Source organism: Streptomyces sp. NPDC107500 (assembly GCF_055582785.1).
This window is the reverse complement of record NZ_JBVJPF010000002.1, coordinates 338,220-354,556: the sequence shown is the minus strand read 5'-3', so window position 1 is coordinate 354,556 and position 16,337 is coordinate 338,220. Positions and strand designations below refer to the sequence as shown.

Sequence of the window (16,337 nt, the reverse complement as noted above, 5' to 3'; positions counted from 1 at the left end):
TATACCGGATTCCCGATCGCAGCGCGGGCGAGCAGGATGGAGCGGGGACCCGCGAGCCTTCGCACGCGAGTCCTCGAACGACCGTGAACAAGCAAGTGGAGCACCGTGAAACGCCTGCGATGGCCCCGTTGGATGCCGATCGACCCGTACATCCTGCTGCTGCTCGGGACGGTGGGCCTCGCGGCCCTGCTGCCGGCCCGCGGCACGGGCGCGGACGTCGCCTCCGGTGCCTCCACCGCGGCGATCGCGTTCCTCTTCTTCCTCTACGGCGCCCGGCTCTCCACCCGTGAGGCGATGGACGGGGTACGTCACTGGCGGCTCCACGTCACCGTGCTGGCCTGCACCTTCGTCGTCTTCCCGCTGCTCGGGCTGGCGTCGCGCGGACTGGTGCCCGTCTTCCTGACCGACCCCCTCTACCAGGGCCTGCTCTTCCTCACCCTGGTCCCCTCCACCATCCAGTCCTCGATCGCCTTCACCTCCATCGCCCGCGGCAACGTGCCCGCCGCGATCTGCGCCGGGTCCTTCTCCTCGCTGGTGGGCATCGTCGTCACGCCGCTGCTGGCCGCCGCCCTGCTCGGCAGCGGCGGGGGCGGGTTCTCCGCCGACTCGCTGCTGGAGATCGTGCTGCAACTGCTGGTGCCGTTCGCCGCCGGGCAGGTGCTGCGCCGCTGGATCGGGGGTTTCGTCGCCCGGCACAAGAAGGGCCTCCAGCTCGTCGACCGAGGCTCGATCCTCCTCGTCGTCTACACCGCGTTCAGCGAGGGCATGGTCCAGGGCATCTGGCATCAGGTGAGCCCCGTCCGGCTGGCCGGGCTGCTGGCCGTTCAGGCGGTACTGCTCGCCGTGATGCTGCTGCTGACCTGGTACGGGGCGAAGGGGCTGGGCTTCGGCCGGGAGGACCGGATCGCGATCCAGTTCGCGGGGTCGAAGAAGTCGCTCGCCGCCGGACTGCCCATGGCGAGCGTCCTGTTCGGCGCCCACGCCTCGCTGGCCGTGCTGCCGCTGATGCTCTTCCACCAGATGCAGCTCATGGTGTGCGCGGTCATCGCCAAGCGCCGCGCACACGACCCGGAGGCGCCCGCGCCCGGCGACGGCACCGCCGCGTCGGTGCCCGCACCGGTGGGCTCCGGCCACCGCTGAGCCCCCGCCCCCGGGGGGACTTTCAGCCGCCCGCCGCCACGCCGTCCACGGTGTCCATGGGCAGGTGCACGACGGTGTTCCCGATGCCCTCGGTCGGGTCCGCGGCGGCGATCTCCTCGTCGGTCAGCGCCCGGTTCCACACGTGCACGTCGTCGACCGCGCCGGTGAGGCGGGCCCGGCCGTCCACGCGCTCGCCGACGTGCACGCCGAACGGCGAGTCGCGGCCGACCGACCCGGGCACGTCCGCCGTCTCGCCGACCGCCGCGCCGTCCACGAACAGCGCGAGCCGGCCCCCGCCTCGGCGCAGCGCCAGGTGGTGCCACCGCCCGTCGTTGAGCGCGCCGTCGGTGCGCACCCACGCCGAGCGCGGGGCCGCCGCGCCGTCGCGCGCGGTGATCAGCCCCTGGACCCGCCCGTCGCCGGGCTCGGCCCGCAGCCACACCTGCGGCTGCGAGGTCCCGACGCCGCCCATCCACAGCAGCGGCTGCTCCCCGTCGGCCGCCGAGTACCGGAACCGCAGCGACGCCGTGAAGTCACCGGCCCCCAGCGGCAGCCGCTCGTCGAACGGCAGCCGTACGGCGTCGTCGGCGCCGTCGAAGGCGAGCGCGCCGCCCACCGCGCCCGGGGTCGTCCCGGCACCGCCGAGCACCGCGGCGGGCGCCGCGCCGGGGGCGAGGTCGGAGGTGGTGGGATCGGCGGCCCGGCGCGGCAGGAGCCAGTCCTCGGTGAAGCGGGCGAAGCGGATCTCGTCGCGGGCGTCGACCGCCCCGGCCTCGTACATGAGGCCCACCGTCGTGTCGTCGACGGCCACCATGTCGGAGTAGCCGGACCAGTCCCGGGTGACGACGGTGCCGCGGTCCACGCTGTCCCAGGTCGCGCCGGAGTCGTAGGAGGAGCGGACCGACATCGTCCGGCGGCGGTCGGGATCGGCGGGGGCGGAGAGCAGCATCCGGTCGCCCAGGCGGAGCAGGGCCCCCTGCACCTGCGGGGTGTACAGGCCGGGCAGGGTGCGGAAGGGGGCCTCGAAGCTGTCGCCGCCGTCCCGGCTGACGGCCTGGGTGCGGTGGCCGAGGTCGGTGCCCCGCTCCTCCCGCCCGCTGACCAGGAGCGCTCCGTCCGCGCGTTCGGCGAGGGTCAGTTCGGAGGGCTTCTGCCGGAAGGTGCCGTCGGCGGCGACGGGCCAGGTGTCGGTGGCGCCGACCTTCCAGTGCTCGCCGCCGTCGTCGCTGACCACGAGGGCCGCGTGGTTGGCGGTGACGCGGTCGCCGTCCCAGGTCTCGGCGTTGACGCCGACGACGAGCCGCCCGGGGTGGCCGCCGCCGGTGAGCTGGACGCCGTGCACGGGGCCGGTGGCGTACCAGGAGTTCCAGCCGGACGGCAGGATCGCGGGGCTCAGGTCGCGGGGCGCGGACCAGGTGCGCCCGTCGTCGTCGCTGTACTGGAGGTGGGGCGTGCGGGCGCAGGGGATCGCGCAGTTGGCGGCGTCGGTGCGGCCGGCGTTGTAGGTCTCGGTCAGCAGGACGCGGCCGGTGGCGCGGTCGACGACCGGCGCCGGGTTGCCGTGGGTGTCGCCGCCGCCGTCGTTGACGACCTGGAGCGGGCCCCAGGTGCGTCCGCCGTCGGTGGAGCGCTTGAGGACGATGTCGATGTCGGCGGCGTCCCCGCAGTTCAGGACGCGGCCCTCGGCGAAGGCGAGCAGCGTGCCGTCCGTCGTCCGCACGATCGCCGGGATGCGGAAGCAGGCGTAGCCGCCCGGGTCGGCGGCCGCCTGGAAGAGGACCCGCTCCTCGAACTCCGGCGCCCGGTTGTCGGACCGGGCGTGGGCCGGCAGGGGGGACACGGCCAGGGCGGAGAGCGCCGCGAGGGCGAACCAGGGGGTGCGCACACGCGTGCGGGAACGTGATGACGGCATGGAACGGTCTGCCCTTCGGACGGCTGGGGGGAGCCGGTCGTCCGGACATCAATACAGCAGTACGTTCCGAGCGCGTCCTACATGATCACGCGCGTGTCGGCCGCGGCAGCGGGGATCAGCCGGGCCGGCGCCTGCCCCTGGGCTCGTCCGGGTCGACGCCGGTGAAGGCGGCGTCGTCCTTGGTGCCGCTCGGGCGTCCGGAGCGGCCCCGGACACCGGTGTCCCGCATGCCCTCCTCCGGTTCGGCGCCGCGCTTCTCGCCCCGCCGGGCGTTGTCCGGAGCGACGTCGCCGGGGACCGGCGTGCGCTCCTCCTTCGAGGCCTTCCGGCCCGCTCCGCGCCCCGGCGCGTGCTTCTCGGCGTGGAAGGACCGGCGGGCGCTCGGATTGTCCTCCTGCTGCCGCGTCTCGTCGACGTCCGGCGACCAGCCGTGCTGCTCGCGGCCCTGGTGGCGACTGGTTCCGTGGCCGTTCGACGGTTGCGACGACTTCCGTTCCTCGGACATTGCCGACCTGCCTGTGCGCTCGCGGGAGGGCACGTCGGTCCGTGCCCAGAACAACTCCAGTGTCCCACTTGCTCTGATTGGTGGCACTTTTGTCTCCCTCGGTCGGAGTCCTGCCATGTGGCGGGAAGTGTCACCCGTGCGGGTGAGGTGCGGGGCCGGTGTCCACGTTCGAGGGCCCGCCTGTCCGACCATCACAGGCAGCCGGACGCCCACAGCACCGACGCCCGACGCACCCTCGGAAGGGTCGCCATGCGCATCCTGCTCATCGCCAGCGCCTACAACAGCCTCACCCAGCGCGTGCACGCCGAGCTGCGGGACCGCGGGCACGACGTGCACGCCGAGGTGACACCCCGCGGGGACGACGTGAGCGCGGCCGCCGACCGGCACGCCCCCGACCTGATCGTGGCCCCCATGCTCAGGACCGTCGTGCCCCGTGCGGTCTGGACGGCGAGAACCTGCCTGATCGTGCACCCCGGGCCCGTCGGCGACCGCGGACCGTCCTCCCTGGACTGGGCCGTCCACGAGGGCGCCGCCGCATGGGGCGTGACCGTCCTCCAGGCCGAGGAGGAGATGGACGCGGGCCCCGTGTGGGCGACGGCGAGCTGCCCGGCACCATGGGTCGGCAAGAGCGACCTGTACCGCAACGAGCTGGCCGACGCCGCCCTGGACGCCGTACTGACCGCGGTCGACCGGTTCGCGTCCGGCACGTACACCCCGGTCGACCAGGGCGCGCTGCCGAGCGTGGCCGGTGCCCGGACCCGGCCCCCGATGCGCCAGGGGACGCGCCGCATCGACTGGGCCGCCGATCCGACCGCGACCGTCCTGCGCAAACTGCGCGCCGCCGACTCCCAGCCCGGCGTCCTGGACGAGTTGCTCGGCCGGGAGTGGTTCCTGCACGGCGGCCACGCCGAGCCGCGGCTGCGCGGACGCCCCGGCGACCTGCTCGCCACCCGGGCGGGCGCGGTCTGCCGGGCCACGGTGGACGGCGCGGTGTGGCTTCCCGAGCTGCGGGCCCGCACCGGCGCCGGCGCCCCGCGTGCCTGCAAGCTGCCCGCCGTGCTCGCCCTGGCGGCCGCAGTGCCGACCGGGCTGCCCGCCGGAGTGCGGGAGGCCCCGGCGCCCGTGCTGCCCTCGGCGGACGGCGACGGCTGGTCGGACATCCGGTACCGGGAGGAGGGGGCGGTGGGCGTGCTGTCCTTCTCGTTCCCCGGCGGCGCCCAGTCCACCGACCACTGCCGGCGCCTGCTCGACGCCTACCGTGCGGCGTGCGACCGGCCGACCTCCGTCCTGGTGCTGGGCGGCGCCCGCGACTTCTTCTCCAACGGCATCCACCTCGGTGCCATCGAGGCGGCCCCCGATCCGGCCGCCGAGTCCTGGGCCAACATCAACGCGATGAACGACCTCGTCGAGGCCGTCCTGACCACGACCGACCGGCTCGTCGTCGGCGCCATCGGCGGCAACGCCGCGGCCGGCGGGGTCATGCTGGCGCTGGCCGCCGACGAGGTGTGGTGCCGCTCCGGCTCCGTGCTCAACCCGCACTACCGGCTCATGGGCCTGACCGGCTCCGAGTACTGGACGTACAGCCTGCCGCGCCGGGTGGGCGCCACCATGGCGGAACGGCTGACCCGCGAGGCCCTCCCGGTCAGCGCCCGCCGGGCCCGGGAGACCGGCCTGGTCGACCGGGTGGTCGAGTGCGCTCCCGCCCGCTTCACCGACGAGGTCACCCGACTGGCCGAACGCTGGTCGGCCGCGCCCGGGGCGCAGACCCGCCTCGCCGCGAAGAAGGCCGAGCACGAGCGCCGGGAGGCCGTCGCACCACTGGCGGCGGTCCGTGAGCGTGAACTCGGCCGCATGCGCGAGATCTTCTTCGACCCCGAAGCCCCTTACCACGCGCTGCGGCGGGCGTTCGTCCGCAAGGAGACGGCGCCGGACCGGCCGCGGTCCACGGGTGCGCGGGCGGCGGAGCTGGCCGACTCTTAGCCAGGACAAAAGGCCGATCCGTCGGCTTCGCCGTTTTCCTCCCCGGGAGGCAGTGATGAACGCAGCACCCCCGGCCACGGGCGCGGAACCGGACTCCGCCGCGGTCGGCACGGACGAGAAACCGATCCACATCCTCTGGATCAACGCCGGCCTCAGCTGCGACGGTGACTCGGTCGCCCTGACCGCCGCCATGCAGCCCAGCATCGAGGAGATCGCCCTCGGTGCCCTGCCCGGCCTGCCGAAGATCGCCGTGCACTGGCCGCTCATCGACTTCGAGTGCGGACCGGTCGGCGGCTCGGACACGTTCATCGAGTGGTTCTTCAAGGGCGAGCGCGGCGAGATCGACCCCTTCGTCCTCGTGGTCGAGGGCTCCATCCCGAACGAGTCGATCAAGCAGGAGGGGTACTGGTGCGGCTTCGGCGACAACCCGGAGACCGGCCAGCCCATCACGACGTCCGAGTGGATCGACCGGCTCGCCCCGAAGGCGCTGGCCGTGGTCGCGATCGGCACCTGCGCCACGTACGGCGGCATCCACGCGATGGCCGGGAACCCGACCGGCGCCATGGGCCTGCCCGACTACCTGGGCTGGGACTGGAAGTCGCAGGCCGGCATCCCGATCGTCTGCGTGCCCGGCTGCCCCATCCAGCCCGACAACTTCGCCGAGACCCTCACCTACCTGCTCTACCAGGCAGCGGGTTCGGCGCCGATGATCCCACTGGACGACAAGCTCCGCCCGACCTGGCTGTTCGGGGCCACCGTCCACGAGGGCTGCGACCGGGCCGGCTACTACGAGCAGGGCCAGTTCGCCGAGTCCTACGACTCGCCCAAGTGCCTGGTGAAGCTGGGCTGCTGGGGCCCCGTCGTGAAGTGCAACGTGCCAAAGCGCGGCTGGATGAACGGCATCGGCGGCTGCCCCAACGTGGGCGGCATCTGCATCGCCTGCACCATGCCCGGCTTCCCCGACAAGTTCATGCCGTTCATGGACGAGCCGCCCGGCGGCAAGCTCTCCAGCACCGCGAGCGGCGCGTACGGCGCCGTGATCCGCAGGCTGCGCACCATCACGGCCCGGACGGTCGACAAGGAGCCCAAGTGGCGGCACACCGGCCGCGAGATCACCACCGGCTACCGGCCGCCGTGGTGAGACCCCGCACCCTCTCCCGCAGACCCCAACCCAACGAAGGGCAGCACAGACACCATGGCGACCTCGACGACGGCCGGTGACGGCACCGGTCTGGTGGAGATGGCGTGGGACCCGATCACCCGGATCGTGGGCAGCCTCGGCATCCACACGAAGATCGACTTCAAGCAGAAGCGGGTCGCCGAGTGCTACAGCACCTCGTCGGTCTTCCGCGGCTACAGCGTCTTCATGCGCGGCAAGGACCCGCGCGACGCGCACTTCATCACCAGCCGCATCTGCGGCATCTGCGGCGACAACCACGCCACCTGCTCGGTGTACGCGCAGAACATGGCGTACGGCGTGAAGCCGCCGCACCTCGGCGAGTGGATCATCAACCTCGGCGAGGCCGCGGAGTACATGTTCGACCACAACATCTTCCAGGAGAACCTGGTCGGGGTCGACTACTGCGAGAAGATGGTCCGCGAGACCAACCCCGGTGTCCTCGAACTCGCCGAACGCACCGAGGCACCGCACGCCGCCGAGCACGGCTACCGCACCATCGCCGACATCATGCGCTCGCTCAACCCGCTGGAGGGCGAGTTCTACCGCGAGGCGCTCCAGGTCAGCCGGTACACCCGCGAGATGTTCTGCCTGATGGAGGGCCGCCACGTGCACCCCTCCACCCTCTACCCGGGCGGCGTCGGCACCATCGGCTCGGTCCAGCTCTTCACCGACTACATGTCCCGGCTCATGCGCTACGTGGAGTTCATGAAGCGGGTCGTGCCCCTCCACGACGACCTCTTCGACTTCTTCTACGAGGCCCTGCCCGGCTACGAGGAGGTCGGCCGCCGGCGCGTCCTGCTCGGCTGCTGGGGCGCCCTCAACGACCCCGAGTACTGCGACTTCACCTACGCCAACATGTCGGACTGGGGACGGCGCATGTTCGTCACCCCGGGCGTCGTCGTGGACGGCAAGCTGGTCACCAACGACCTCACCGACATCAACCTCGGCATCCGCATCCTGCTGGGCTCCTCGTACTACGAGGACTGGGAGGGCCAGGAGCAGTTCGTCACCCACGACCCGCTCGGCAACCCGGTCGACCCCCGCCACCCGTGGAACCAGCACACCATCCCGGCGCCGCAGAAGCGGAACTTCGACGACAAGTACAGCTGGGTGATGTCACCGCGCTGGTTCGACGGCAAGGACCACCTGGCACTGGACACCGGCGGCGGCCCCATCGCCCGCCTCTGGTCCACCGCGCTGTCGGGCCTCGTCGACATCGGCTACGTCAAGGCCACCGGCCACAGCGTCGTCATCAACCTGCCGCGCACGCTCACCAAGCCGGAGACCACCTTCGAGTGGAAGATCCCGAAGTGGAGCAACGCGCTGGAGCGCAACCGCGCCCGCACCTACTTCCAGGCCTACGCGGCGGCCGTCGCCCTGCACTGCGCGGAGATGGGCCTCGCCGAGGTCCGCGCCGGACGCACCCAGACCTGGGAGAAGTTCGAGGTGCCCGAGGAGTCCATCGGCGTCGGCTTCACCGAGGCGGTGCGCGGCGTGCTCTCGCACCACATGGTCATCCGGGACGGCAAGATCGCCAACTACCACCCGTACCCGCCGACCCCCTGGAACGCCTCCACCCGCGACACGTTCGGCACCCCCGGCCCGTACGAGGACGCCGTGCAGAACACGCCGATCTTCGAGGAGAACTCCCCGGAGAACTTCAAGGGCATCGACATCATGCGCGCCGTACGCAGCTTCGACCCCTGTCTGCCGTGCGGAGTGCACATGTACACCGGTGAGGGCCGGACGGTGAAGTCGATGCACGTGCCCACCGGACTGAGCGGTCTGGCCGGATGAGCGGCGCACTCGACGCGGAGCGGGCCGGCCGGCGGGTCGAGGAGATCCTGGACCGGCTCGCCGCCTCCGGCGACCGCACGGCGTGCGAGGCCGCCGACGAACTGGTGCGCGTCCTCATGGAGTTCTACGGCGCCGGACTCGCCCGCACCGTCGAACTGCTCGGCCGCGAACCGGGCAGACCGGCCGCCGGTGCCCTGGAAGCGCTGCTCGCCGACGATCTCGTCGCGAGCCTGCTGGTCCTGCACGGACTGCACCCGCACGACGCCGCCACCCGCATCGCCCGCGCTCTGGAGGGCCTCCCGCAACCCGTGGAGAACACCGGCTTCGACCCGGCCACCGGCGAACTGCGCCTGCTCCCGGTCGCGTCCGGCGGGTGCGGCTGCGGCGGCTCCCGGGACGCCGTCGAGGAGTCGGCCCGCGACGCGCTCGCCTGCCTGGCCCCCGAGGTCACCAAGGTCGTCCTGGAGGACGACACGGCAGGGGAACCGGTCCTGCTCCAGATCGGCGCGGCCCCGCCGCGGGCGGCCGGGGGCGTCCCCCACTCACCGGCCCGGACACCGCGGTGACGGCCCGCAGCCCGGCCGCGGCCCAACGGGGCACCGGCGCCCGTCCTTCGGCCGACGAGGGCGGTGCCGCCGCCGGGCGGCCGGCCCCGCGCGGCTCCCACGCGGGGCGGACCTCCGCAGGCCACCACCCGGCAGCTCCGGCCGAGCGTGCGGCGCCACCCGCCACCCTGCCGGACCCGCCCGCGGTCGGACCGGGTGCGCCGCACCCCGGGCCCCGCGGGCTGCGGCGGTTCACGGCGCCCCGCCCACCCCGGGAGGAGCGGTGCGAGCTGTGCGCGGCGCCGCTGGCCGACACCCGGCACCGGCATCTGGTCGACACCGAGCAGCGGGCGCTGGCCTGTGCCTGCGACCCCTGCGCCCAGTTGCTGGACCGCTCCGGCGGGACCACCGGCCGCTTCCGCACGGTCCCCGGACGCTACCTGAGCGACCCCGGGCACCAGGTCGACGCGCAGGCGTGGGAACGCCTGCGCATCCCCGTCTCCGTCGCCTTCTTCTTCCGCAACTCCGCGCTGGACCGGCTGGTCGCCCTCTACCCCAGCCCGGCCGGCGCGACCGAGAGCGAACTGGAGCCGGAGTCCTGGCAGCCGGTGCTCGCCGCCTCCTCCCTGGCCGGCCTCCTCGAACCCGACGTGGAGGCGCTGCTGCTGCGCAAGCACCAGGACCGCGTCGAGTGCCACCTGGTCCCGGTCGACATCTGCTACGAGCTGGTGGGCCGCATGCGGCTGCGGTGGCAGGGCTTCGACGGGGGCGCGGAGGCCCGTGCCGACCTGGAGGCCTTCTTCACCCACGTCCGCGAGCGGGCCCGCGACCACCGAGGGAGCCGCGCGTGACCGCGTTCGACTTCGCCTGCACCGGGGTGCGCGCCGACCCGTACGCCGCGGGTCCCACGCTCGTTTTCCGGCTGCGTGTCACCGCGTCCCCCGGCACCCGCGTGCACGTGCTGGCGCTGCGCTGCCAGATCCGCATCGAGCCGGCCCGCCGCGGCTACGGCGACGCCGAGGCCCGGGCCCTGGCCGACCTCTTCGGCGAGCGGTCCCGCTGGGGCAGCAGCCTCAACCCCGTGCAGTTCGCCCAAGTGCCGCTGATGGTCCAGGGGTTCACCGGCGAGACCGAGACCGACCTGGTGGTGCCCTGCACCTACGACATGGACATCGCCTCCACCCGCTACTTCAACGCCCTGGAGGAGGGCGAGGTGCCCCTGCTGATGCTGTTCTCCGGCACCGCCTTCACCGGGGCCCGCGGCTTCCACGTCGAACCCGTCCCCTGGGACAAGGAGGCCGCGTTCCGGATGCCGGTGAAGACCTGGCGGGAGATGGTCGAGCAGCACTTCCCCGGCTCCGGCTGGCTGCGCCTGCCCCGGGACGCCATGGACGCGCTGCTCGACTACCGGTCCCGGCAGGCGCTGCCCTCCTGGGAGGCCACCGTCGACCACCTGCTGCGGGCGGCGGGGGAGAGGACACCGTGACCACGACCACGTTCACCTCCGCGACCGAGACCCGGCTGGCCGTCGCGCGCCAGGTCGCCGACGCCGTGCTGTTCGAGGGGTACGTGCTCTACCCCTACCGCGCCTCGGCCGCCAAGAACCGGCTGCGCTGGCAGTTCGGCGTCCTCGTACCCCCGTCCTGGACCTCGGCCGCCGAGGAGCACGACTTCCAGCACACCGAGCTGCTGATGGAACCCCGCAAGGGCGCGAACCTCGCCGTCGAGGTGCGGTTCCTGCACGCCGGGCGGCGCACCGTCCAGCGGGCCCTGCCGGACGGCGGCTTCGAGACCGTACCCGAACTGCGCCTGGACGACCGGGTCCTGGTCCCCTGGGACGAGGGGCACGAGGAACGGGTCCGGCTCACCGTCGCCGTGGACGCCCTCGCGGGCACCGGAGTCACCGTCCCCGTCACCCGCCCGGCCGCGGAGGAGACCGAGCCGGTGACGGACGCCACCGGACGCGTCGTGGGCCGGCTGCTGCGCCGCCGCGAGGAGATCAGCGCCCGGCTGCGCCTGTCGGCGCACGAGCTGGACGGCCCGTACACCACCCAGCGCCTCCGCGCGGTCCTGGAGAACACCAGCGACTGGACGCCGGAGGAGGGCACCACCCGCGACACCGCCCTGTCCCGGTCCCTGGTCGCCGCCCACACGCTGCTGAGCCTGGACGCCGGACGGTTCCTGTCGCCGACGGACCCGCCGGAGTGGGCCAAGGGCGCCGTCGCCCAGTGCCGCAACCTGCACACCTGGCCCGTACTCGCGGGTGAACCCGGCTCCGCCGACCTGGTGCTGTCCTCGCCGATCATCCTGGAGGACCACCCGGCCATCGCCCCCGAGAGCCCCGGCGCGCTGTACGACGCCACGGAGATCGACGAGATCCTCGCCCTGCGCACCGCGGCCCTCACCGACGAGGAGAAGCGCGAGGCCCGCGGCACCGACGACCGGGCCGCCGCGGTGATCGACCTCGCCGACTCCATGCCCGCCGAGGTGCTGGAACGGCTGCACGGAGCGGTCCGCGGGCTGCGCGAGATCACCACCCCCGGCGCACCTCTGCCGCCCGACGCCGTACCGGTGTTCGGCGGACCCCCGCCCGATCCCGGCTCCGCGGGGCCGGGCGGCGTACGGCCCGGCACCCCCTGGTGGGACCCCGGTGCCGACGACTCCGTGGACCCGGCCACCGACCACGTCCTCGTCGACGGCCACCACGTGCGGGCCGGCAGCCGCGTCGTACTGCGGCCCCGGCTGCGGCATTCCGACGCCCAGGACCTCTTCCTCAGCGGGCGGCGCGCCCTGGTGGAGGCCGTCCTCCACGACGTCGACGGGGGCGTGCACATCGCGGTCACCGTCGAGGACGACCCCGGCGCCGACATCCGCCGGGAACAGGGCCGCTACCTCTACTTCCAGCCCGACGAGGTGGACGTCGCGGACACCGAGGAGGCCGTATGACCGCCGGCACCGGACCCGCCCGCGCCCGCACCCTGGTCGCCGGGGTGGGCAACATCTTCCTCGGCGACGACGGCTTCGGCGTCGAGGCGGCCCGCGTCCTGGCCGCCCAGGACCTCCCCGACGGCGTCGAGGTCACCGACATCGGCATCCGCGGCGTCCACCTCGCCTACCGGCTCCTCGACGGGTACGACACGCTCATCCTGCTCGACGCGACCGCGCGGGGCGGCGAGCCGGGCACGCTGTACGTGATCGACGCCTCCGCCCCCGGCGCCCGCCGGGCACCCGACGCTCCCGCCCTGGACGGCCACCGGATGTCGCCCGATGCCGTACTGGCCCTGCTGGACACCCTGTGCGCGGGCACCGGCGCGCGGCCGCCACGCCGGACCCTGGTCGTCGGCTGCGAACCGCAGACCGTCGAGGAGGGCATCGGCCTCAGCCCGCGGGTCGCCGCGGCCGTGCCGGAGGCGGCGCGGATGACCGGCGAACTGATCCGCGACACCGCGGTCGTCTGACCCGCCGCCGCACGATGCCACCGAGAACCGAGAACGGAGAACCCCATGAACAAGCGTTTCGTCGGCGGTGCCGCCGCCTCCCTCACCGCGACCGCCCTGGCGGTGGCCGTCGCGAGCTTCTGGCCCGACGTCCGGCGGTACCTGCGCATCCGCAGGATGTGACACCGCCTCGCAGCACCTGCACCGAACGGGCTACGCGTCCGTTCCGCCCCGGCGCGCCGGTCGGTCCGGCACCGGCGAGCCTCCTCTAATGAGCGGCGCAACCAATGAGCGGCGCCTGTCATCCCCCGCCCAGGACGGAGTGGCGATGCACGAGATGTCCGTCGCGATGTCCGTCGTGGACCAGGTCGAACAGGCCGCGCACGCCCGCGGCGCCCACGGGGTGCGACAGGTGAGCGTCGACATCGGCGAACTGGCCGGAGTGGTCCCCGACGCGCTCGGCTTCTGCTTCGAACTCGCCTGTGCCGGCACGGTCCTGGAGGGCTGCGAACTCCGCACCCGGACCGTCCCCGGCCGGGCCGGCTGCACCCCCTGCGCACGGACCTGGGACACGGGGATGCCCCCGGACCTGGTGTGCGCCCACTGCCACGGGGCCGCCACCGAACTGCTGTCGGGGCGCGAACTGACCATCACCGAAGTGGGCTGGGCGGACGGGACGCCCGTCACCACCACCCCCGCAACGCACCCCGAGGAGAACTGACGATGTGCCGCACAGTCGACCTCCGGCAGGCCGTGCTCGCCAAGAACACGATGGCGGCGGGCATCCTGCGCACCGAACTCACCGCCCGGGGCACGACGGTGATCAACCTCCTCTCCAGCCCGGGCAGCGGGAAGACGGCCCTGCTGGAGCGTGAGCTGCGGCTGGCCCGGGAGCGCGGCATCGCCGTCGCGGCCCTCACCGCGGACCTCGCCACCGAGAACGACGCCAACCGGCTGGCCCGGGCCGGCGTACCGGTCAAGCAGGTGCTCACCGACGGGCTGTGCCACCTGGAGGCGGACATGCTCGCCGGCCACCTGCACGACTGGCTGCCCGAGGACACCGGCCTGCTCTTCGTGGAGAACGTGGGCAACCTCGTCTGCCCCGCCTCCTACGACCTGGGCGAATCCCTGCGGGTGGTCCTCGCCTCCGTCACCGAGGGCGAGGACAAGCCGCTCAAGTACCCCACCGCGTTCGGCCTCGCCCAGCTCGTCATCGTCACCAAGTCCGACCTGGCCGGACCGGCCGAGTTCGACGAGGCCGCCTTCCGCGCCCACGTGCAGCGGGTCAACCCGGGGGTCGACGTCGTACTCAGCTCCGTACGCACCGGCGAGGGCGCCGGTGTGCTCGTCGACCGGGCACTCGCCGCCGCCGCCGGGGACGCGGTCCACGCCCCGGTGATGGACCGGGCACAGGTGTGAACACCGGCCCCGGCACCGGCGCACCACCGAAGGGGGACCCGCCGGCACGGCGGACCCGCGTCGTCGTACGCGGCGTGGTGCAGGGGGTGGGCTTCCGCCCGTTCGTGTACGGGCTCGCCACGGACCTGCGGCTGGCCGGGCACGTGACCAACACCGGTGACGGCGTCCTGGTGGAGGTCGAGGGACCGACCGGGGACGTCGACCTCTTCTGCGCCCGGCTCGCACCCGGCGCACCGCCCCTCGCGGTGGTCGACTCGGTGGAGACGACCGAGGTCCCCGCCACCGAGGAACGCGGATTCAGCATCGTCCCCTCCGGCACCGGCGACCGGGTCCGCACCCTCGTGGCACCCGACACCGCGACCTGCCGCGACTGCCTGGCCGAACTCGCCGACCCCGCCGACCGGCGCCACCGCCACCCCTTCATCACCTGCACGCACTGCGGGCCGCGCTTCACCATCGTCACCGGCCTGCCCTACGACCGTGCGCAGACGACGATGGCGGGCTTCCCCCTGTGCGCCGACTGCGACCGCGAGTACCGGGATCCCGCCGACCGCCGCTTCCACGCGCAGCCCGTGGCCTGTCCCGCGTGCGGACCACGGCTGCGGCTCGTCACGGCGGACGGCCGGGACGCCGTCGCCCCGGACGGCTCGGCGTCCGGGGCCGACCCCGTCGCCGCGGCGCGTGCGCTGCTCGCCGCGGGGGCCGTCCTCGCGGTGAAGGGCATCGGCGGCTACCACCTCGCCTGCGACGCCACCCGAGCGGAGGCGGTCGCCGAGCTGCGCCGCCGCAAGGCCCGGGGCGCCAAGCCGTTCGCGGTGATGGCCCGGGACGTCGCGGACATCGAACACCTCGTGCACCTCGGCCCGGTGGAGAGGGAGTTGCTCACCGGCGCGGTCCGCCCGGTGGTCCTGATGCGGCGGCGCACGGACGCCGTCGCCGTGCCGGGCGCCCCGATGCCCGCCGACGGCGTCGCGCCGGGCAGCCCCGACCTCGGCGTCATGCTGCCGTACACGCCCGTGCACCATCTGCTGCTCGGGACGACCGGCCCGGACGGCCCGGGCGACGCGCCCCGGCTGCTGGTGATGACGAGCGGCAACCTCTCCGGGGAACCCATCGTCACCGACGAGGACGAGGCCCTGGAGCGGCTGGCCGGGCTGGCCGACGCCTGGCTCACCCACGACCGCGCGATCCACGTGCCGTGCGACGACTCCGTCGTCCGCGTCTGCGACGGCGAGCCGCTGGTCCTGCGCCGCTCCCGCGGCTACGCCCCGCTGCCGGTGACGCTGCCCGTCCCGGTGGTCCCGTCACTCGCCGTGGGCGGCGACCTCAAGAACGTCTTCTGCCTCGGCCAGGGCGAGCGGGCCTGGCTCTCCGCCCACATCGGCGACATGGACGACCTGTCGACCCAGCGCGCGCTCGGGCGTGCGGCCCGGCAACTGGAGTCGGTCACCGGCGTCCGCCCGGAGCTGCTGGTCACCGACACGCATCCGGCGTACCGGTCGGCGTCCTGGGCGCGACGGCACGCCGGGGGCCGCCCGGTGCTCCGGGTCCAGCACCACCACGCGCACATCGCCTCGGTCCTCGCCGAGCACGGTGTGCCCGAGGGGGAGCGGGTGATCGGCGTCGCCTTCGACGGCACCGGGCACGGGGACGACGGCGCCGTGTGGGGCGGCGAGTTCCTGCTCGCGGGGTACGACGGCTTCCGCCGCTTCGCCCACCTCGCCCACGTGCCGCTGCCCGGGGGCGACGCGGCGGTACGACGTCCCTACCGCATGGCGCTGGCGCACCTGCACGCGGCGGGCCTCGCCGCCGCCCCCGACCTGCCGTGCACCGCGGCCTGCCCGCCCGCCGAACTCACACTGCTGCGACAGCAGTTGAAGACCGGGCTGAACTGCGTACCGACCTCCAGCATGGGCCGGCTCTTCGACGCCGTCTCCTCACTGGCCGGCGTCTGCCACCACGCCGGCTACGAGGCACAGGCCGCGATCGAGCTGGAGGCGGCGGCCGTCCTCGCCGGGGACCAGGCCGGCGAGGATCCGCGCCACGCCTTCCACCTGACGGCCGGCCGCGAGCGGGACGACGGCACCCCGCTGAGCGCCGACCCCGCGCCCCTGCTGGCCGCCGTGGTGGAGGACGTACGGCGGGGCACCCCCGCGGCCGTCGTCGCGGCCCGGTTCCACCACGCCGTCGCCCGCCTGGTGCGCACGGTGTGCGCGGCGGCCCGCGAGGAGACCGGCCTGCGGACGGTTGCCCTGACCGGCGGAGTGTTCGCCAACACGGTGCTCTCCTCCGCCTGCGCCCGCGGCCTCGGCGCCGACGGCTTCACCGTGCTGCGCCATCGGGCCATCCCGCCGGGCGACGGTGGACTGGCCCTCGGCCAGCTCGTCGTGGCCGCCCGCGCGGCGGCTCTCAACCAGTGAGG

The 16,337-nt window shown here is 73.9% G+C and carries 15 protein-coding genes; 13 read left to right on the top strand and 2 right to left on the bottom strand.

The annotated features are described in order from the left end of the window. Window positions 1-105: 105 nt before the first annotated feature. Window positions 106-1,140 carry a bile acid:sodium symporter family protein gene (locus ACZ67M_RS07660; protein WP_469849992.1) on the top strand — a complete coding sequence of 345 codons (1,035 nt, stop codon included), beginning with the start codon at window positions 106-108 and terminating at the stop codon, window positions 1,138-1,140. A gap of 22 nt (window positions 1,141-1,162) precedes the next feature. Here ACZ67M_RS07660 and ACZ67M_RS07655 read toward each other — a convergent pair whose 3' ends face one another. Both ACZ67M_RS07655 and ACZ67M_RS07650 read right to left on the bottom strand, forming a co-directional pair. Continuing rightward, window positions 1,163-3,052 (bottom strand): exo-alpha-sialidase, encoded by a 1,890-nt coding sequence (locus ACZ67M_RS07655; protein WP_392013467.1) that lies wholly within the window; start codon window positions 3,050-3,052, stop codon window positions 1,163-1,165. A gap of 115 nt (window positions 3,053-3,167) precedes the next feature. Further along, entirely contained in the window at window positions 3,168-3,557 is a 390-nt protein-coding gene (locus tag ACZ67M_RS07650; protein WP_361358709.1) for a hypothetical protein, read from the bottom strand. Between the two features lie 249 nt (window positions 3,558-3,806). Between ACZ67M_RS07650 and ACZ67M_RS07645 the strand changes: the two genes are divergently transcribed. The 12 genes from ACZ67M_RS07645 to hypF all read left to right on the top strand — a co-directional run bounded on the left by ACZ67M_RS07645 (window position 3,807) and on the right by hypF (window position 16,335). Beyond that, complete coding sequence (locus ACZ67M_RS07645) at window positions 3,807-5,537, top strand: hydrogenase maturation protein (RefSeq protein ID WP_469849990.1); 1,731 nt, start codon at window positions 3,807-3,809, stop codon at window positions 5,535-5,537. Between the two features lie 55 nt (window positions 5,538-5,592). Continuing rightward, entirely contained in the window at window positions 5,593-6,678 is a 1,086-nt protein-coding gene (locus ACZ67M_RS07640) for an NADH-quinone oxidoreductase subunit B family protein (RefSeq protein ID WP_361358715.1), read from the top strand. Between the two features lie 54 nt (window positions 6,679-6,732). Next, on the top strand, window positions 6,733-8,514 hold the full coding sequence (locus tag ACZ67M_RS07635) for a nickel-dependent hydrogenase large subunit (protein WP_382812497.1): 1,782 nt from the start codon (window positions 6,733-6,735) through the stop codon (window positions 8,512-8,514). After that, window positions 8,511-9,080 carry a hypothetical protein gene (locus ACZ67M_RS07630; RefSeq protein WP_469849988.1) on the top strand — a complete coding sequence of 190 codons (570 nt, stop codon included), beginning with the start codon at window positions 8,511-8,513 and terminating at the stop codon, window positions 9,078-9,080. The genes ACZ67M_RS07635 and ACZ67M_RS07630 overlap by 4 nt, the downstream gene beginning before the upstream one ends. Before the next feature lie 167 nt (window positions 9,081-9,247). Beyond that, entirely contained in the window at window positions 9,248-9,910 is a 663-nt protein-coding gene (locus ACZ67M_RS07625; protein ID WP_361358870.1) for a DUF5947 family protein, read from the top strand. Continuing rightward, entirely contained in the window at window positions 9,907-10,545 is a 639-nt protein-coding gene (locus ACZ67M_RS07620) for a DUF6084 family protein (protein WP_469849986.1), read from the top strand. Before ACZ67M_RS07625 ends, ACZ67M_RS07620 begins: the two co-directional genes overlap by 4 nt. Next, entirely contained in the window at window positions 10,542-12,005 is a 1,464-nt protein-coding gene (locus tag ACZ67M_RS07615) for a hypothetical protein (protein WP_469849984.1), read from the top strand. Before ACZ67M_RS07620 ends, ACZ67M_RS07615 begins: the two co-directional genes overlap by 4 nt. Beyond that, window positions 12,002-12,517, top strand: coding sequence for a hydrogenase maturation protease (locus tag ACZ67M_RS07610; protein WP_469849983.1), 516 nt, complete (start codon window positions 12,002-12,004; stop codon window positions 12,515-12,517). Before ACZ67M_RS07615 ends, ACZ67M_RS07610 begins: the two co-directional genes overlap by 4 nt. A 45-nt stretch (window positions 12,518-12,562) precedes the next feature. Then, window positions 12,563-12,679: a DUF6893 family small protein gene (locus ACZ67M_RS07605; RefSeq protein WP_373463032.1), complete on the top strand. Its 117-nt coding sequence runs from the start codon at window positions 12,563-12,565 to the stop codon at window positions 12,677-12,679. A gap of 145 nt (window positions 12,680-12,824) precedes the next feature. Next, window positions 12,825-13,217, top strand: a complete 393-nt coding sequence (locus ACZ67M_RS07600; RefSeq protein WP_307016120.1) for a hydrogenase maturation nickel metallochaperone HypA/HybF — start codon at window positions 12,825-12,827, stop codon at window positions 13,215-13,217. Between the two features lie 2 nt (window positions 13,218-13,219). Then, the gene (gene hypB / locus ACZ67M_RS07595) at window positions 13,220-13,915 is read left to right on the top strand and encodes a hydrogenase nickel incorporation protein HypB (RefSeq protein WP_361358733.1); all 696 of its coding nucleotides are present in this window, start codon (window positions 13,220-13,222) and stop codon (window positions 13,913-13,915) included. Beyond that, entirely contained in the window at window positions 13,912-16,335 is a 2,424-nt protein-coding gene (gene hypF, locus ACZ67M_RS07590; protein ID WP_469849981.1) for a carbamoyltransferase HypF, read from the top strand. Before hypB ends, hypF begins: the two co-directional genes overlap by 4 nt. Window positions 16,336-16,337: the final 2 nt, after the last annotated feature.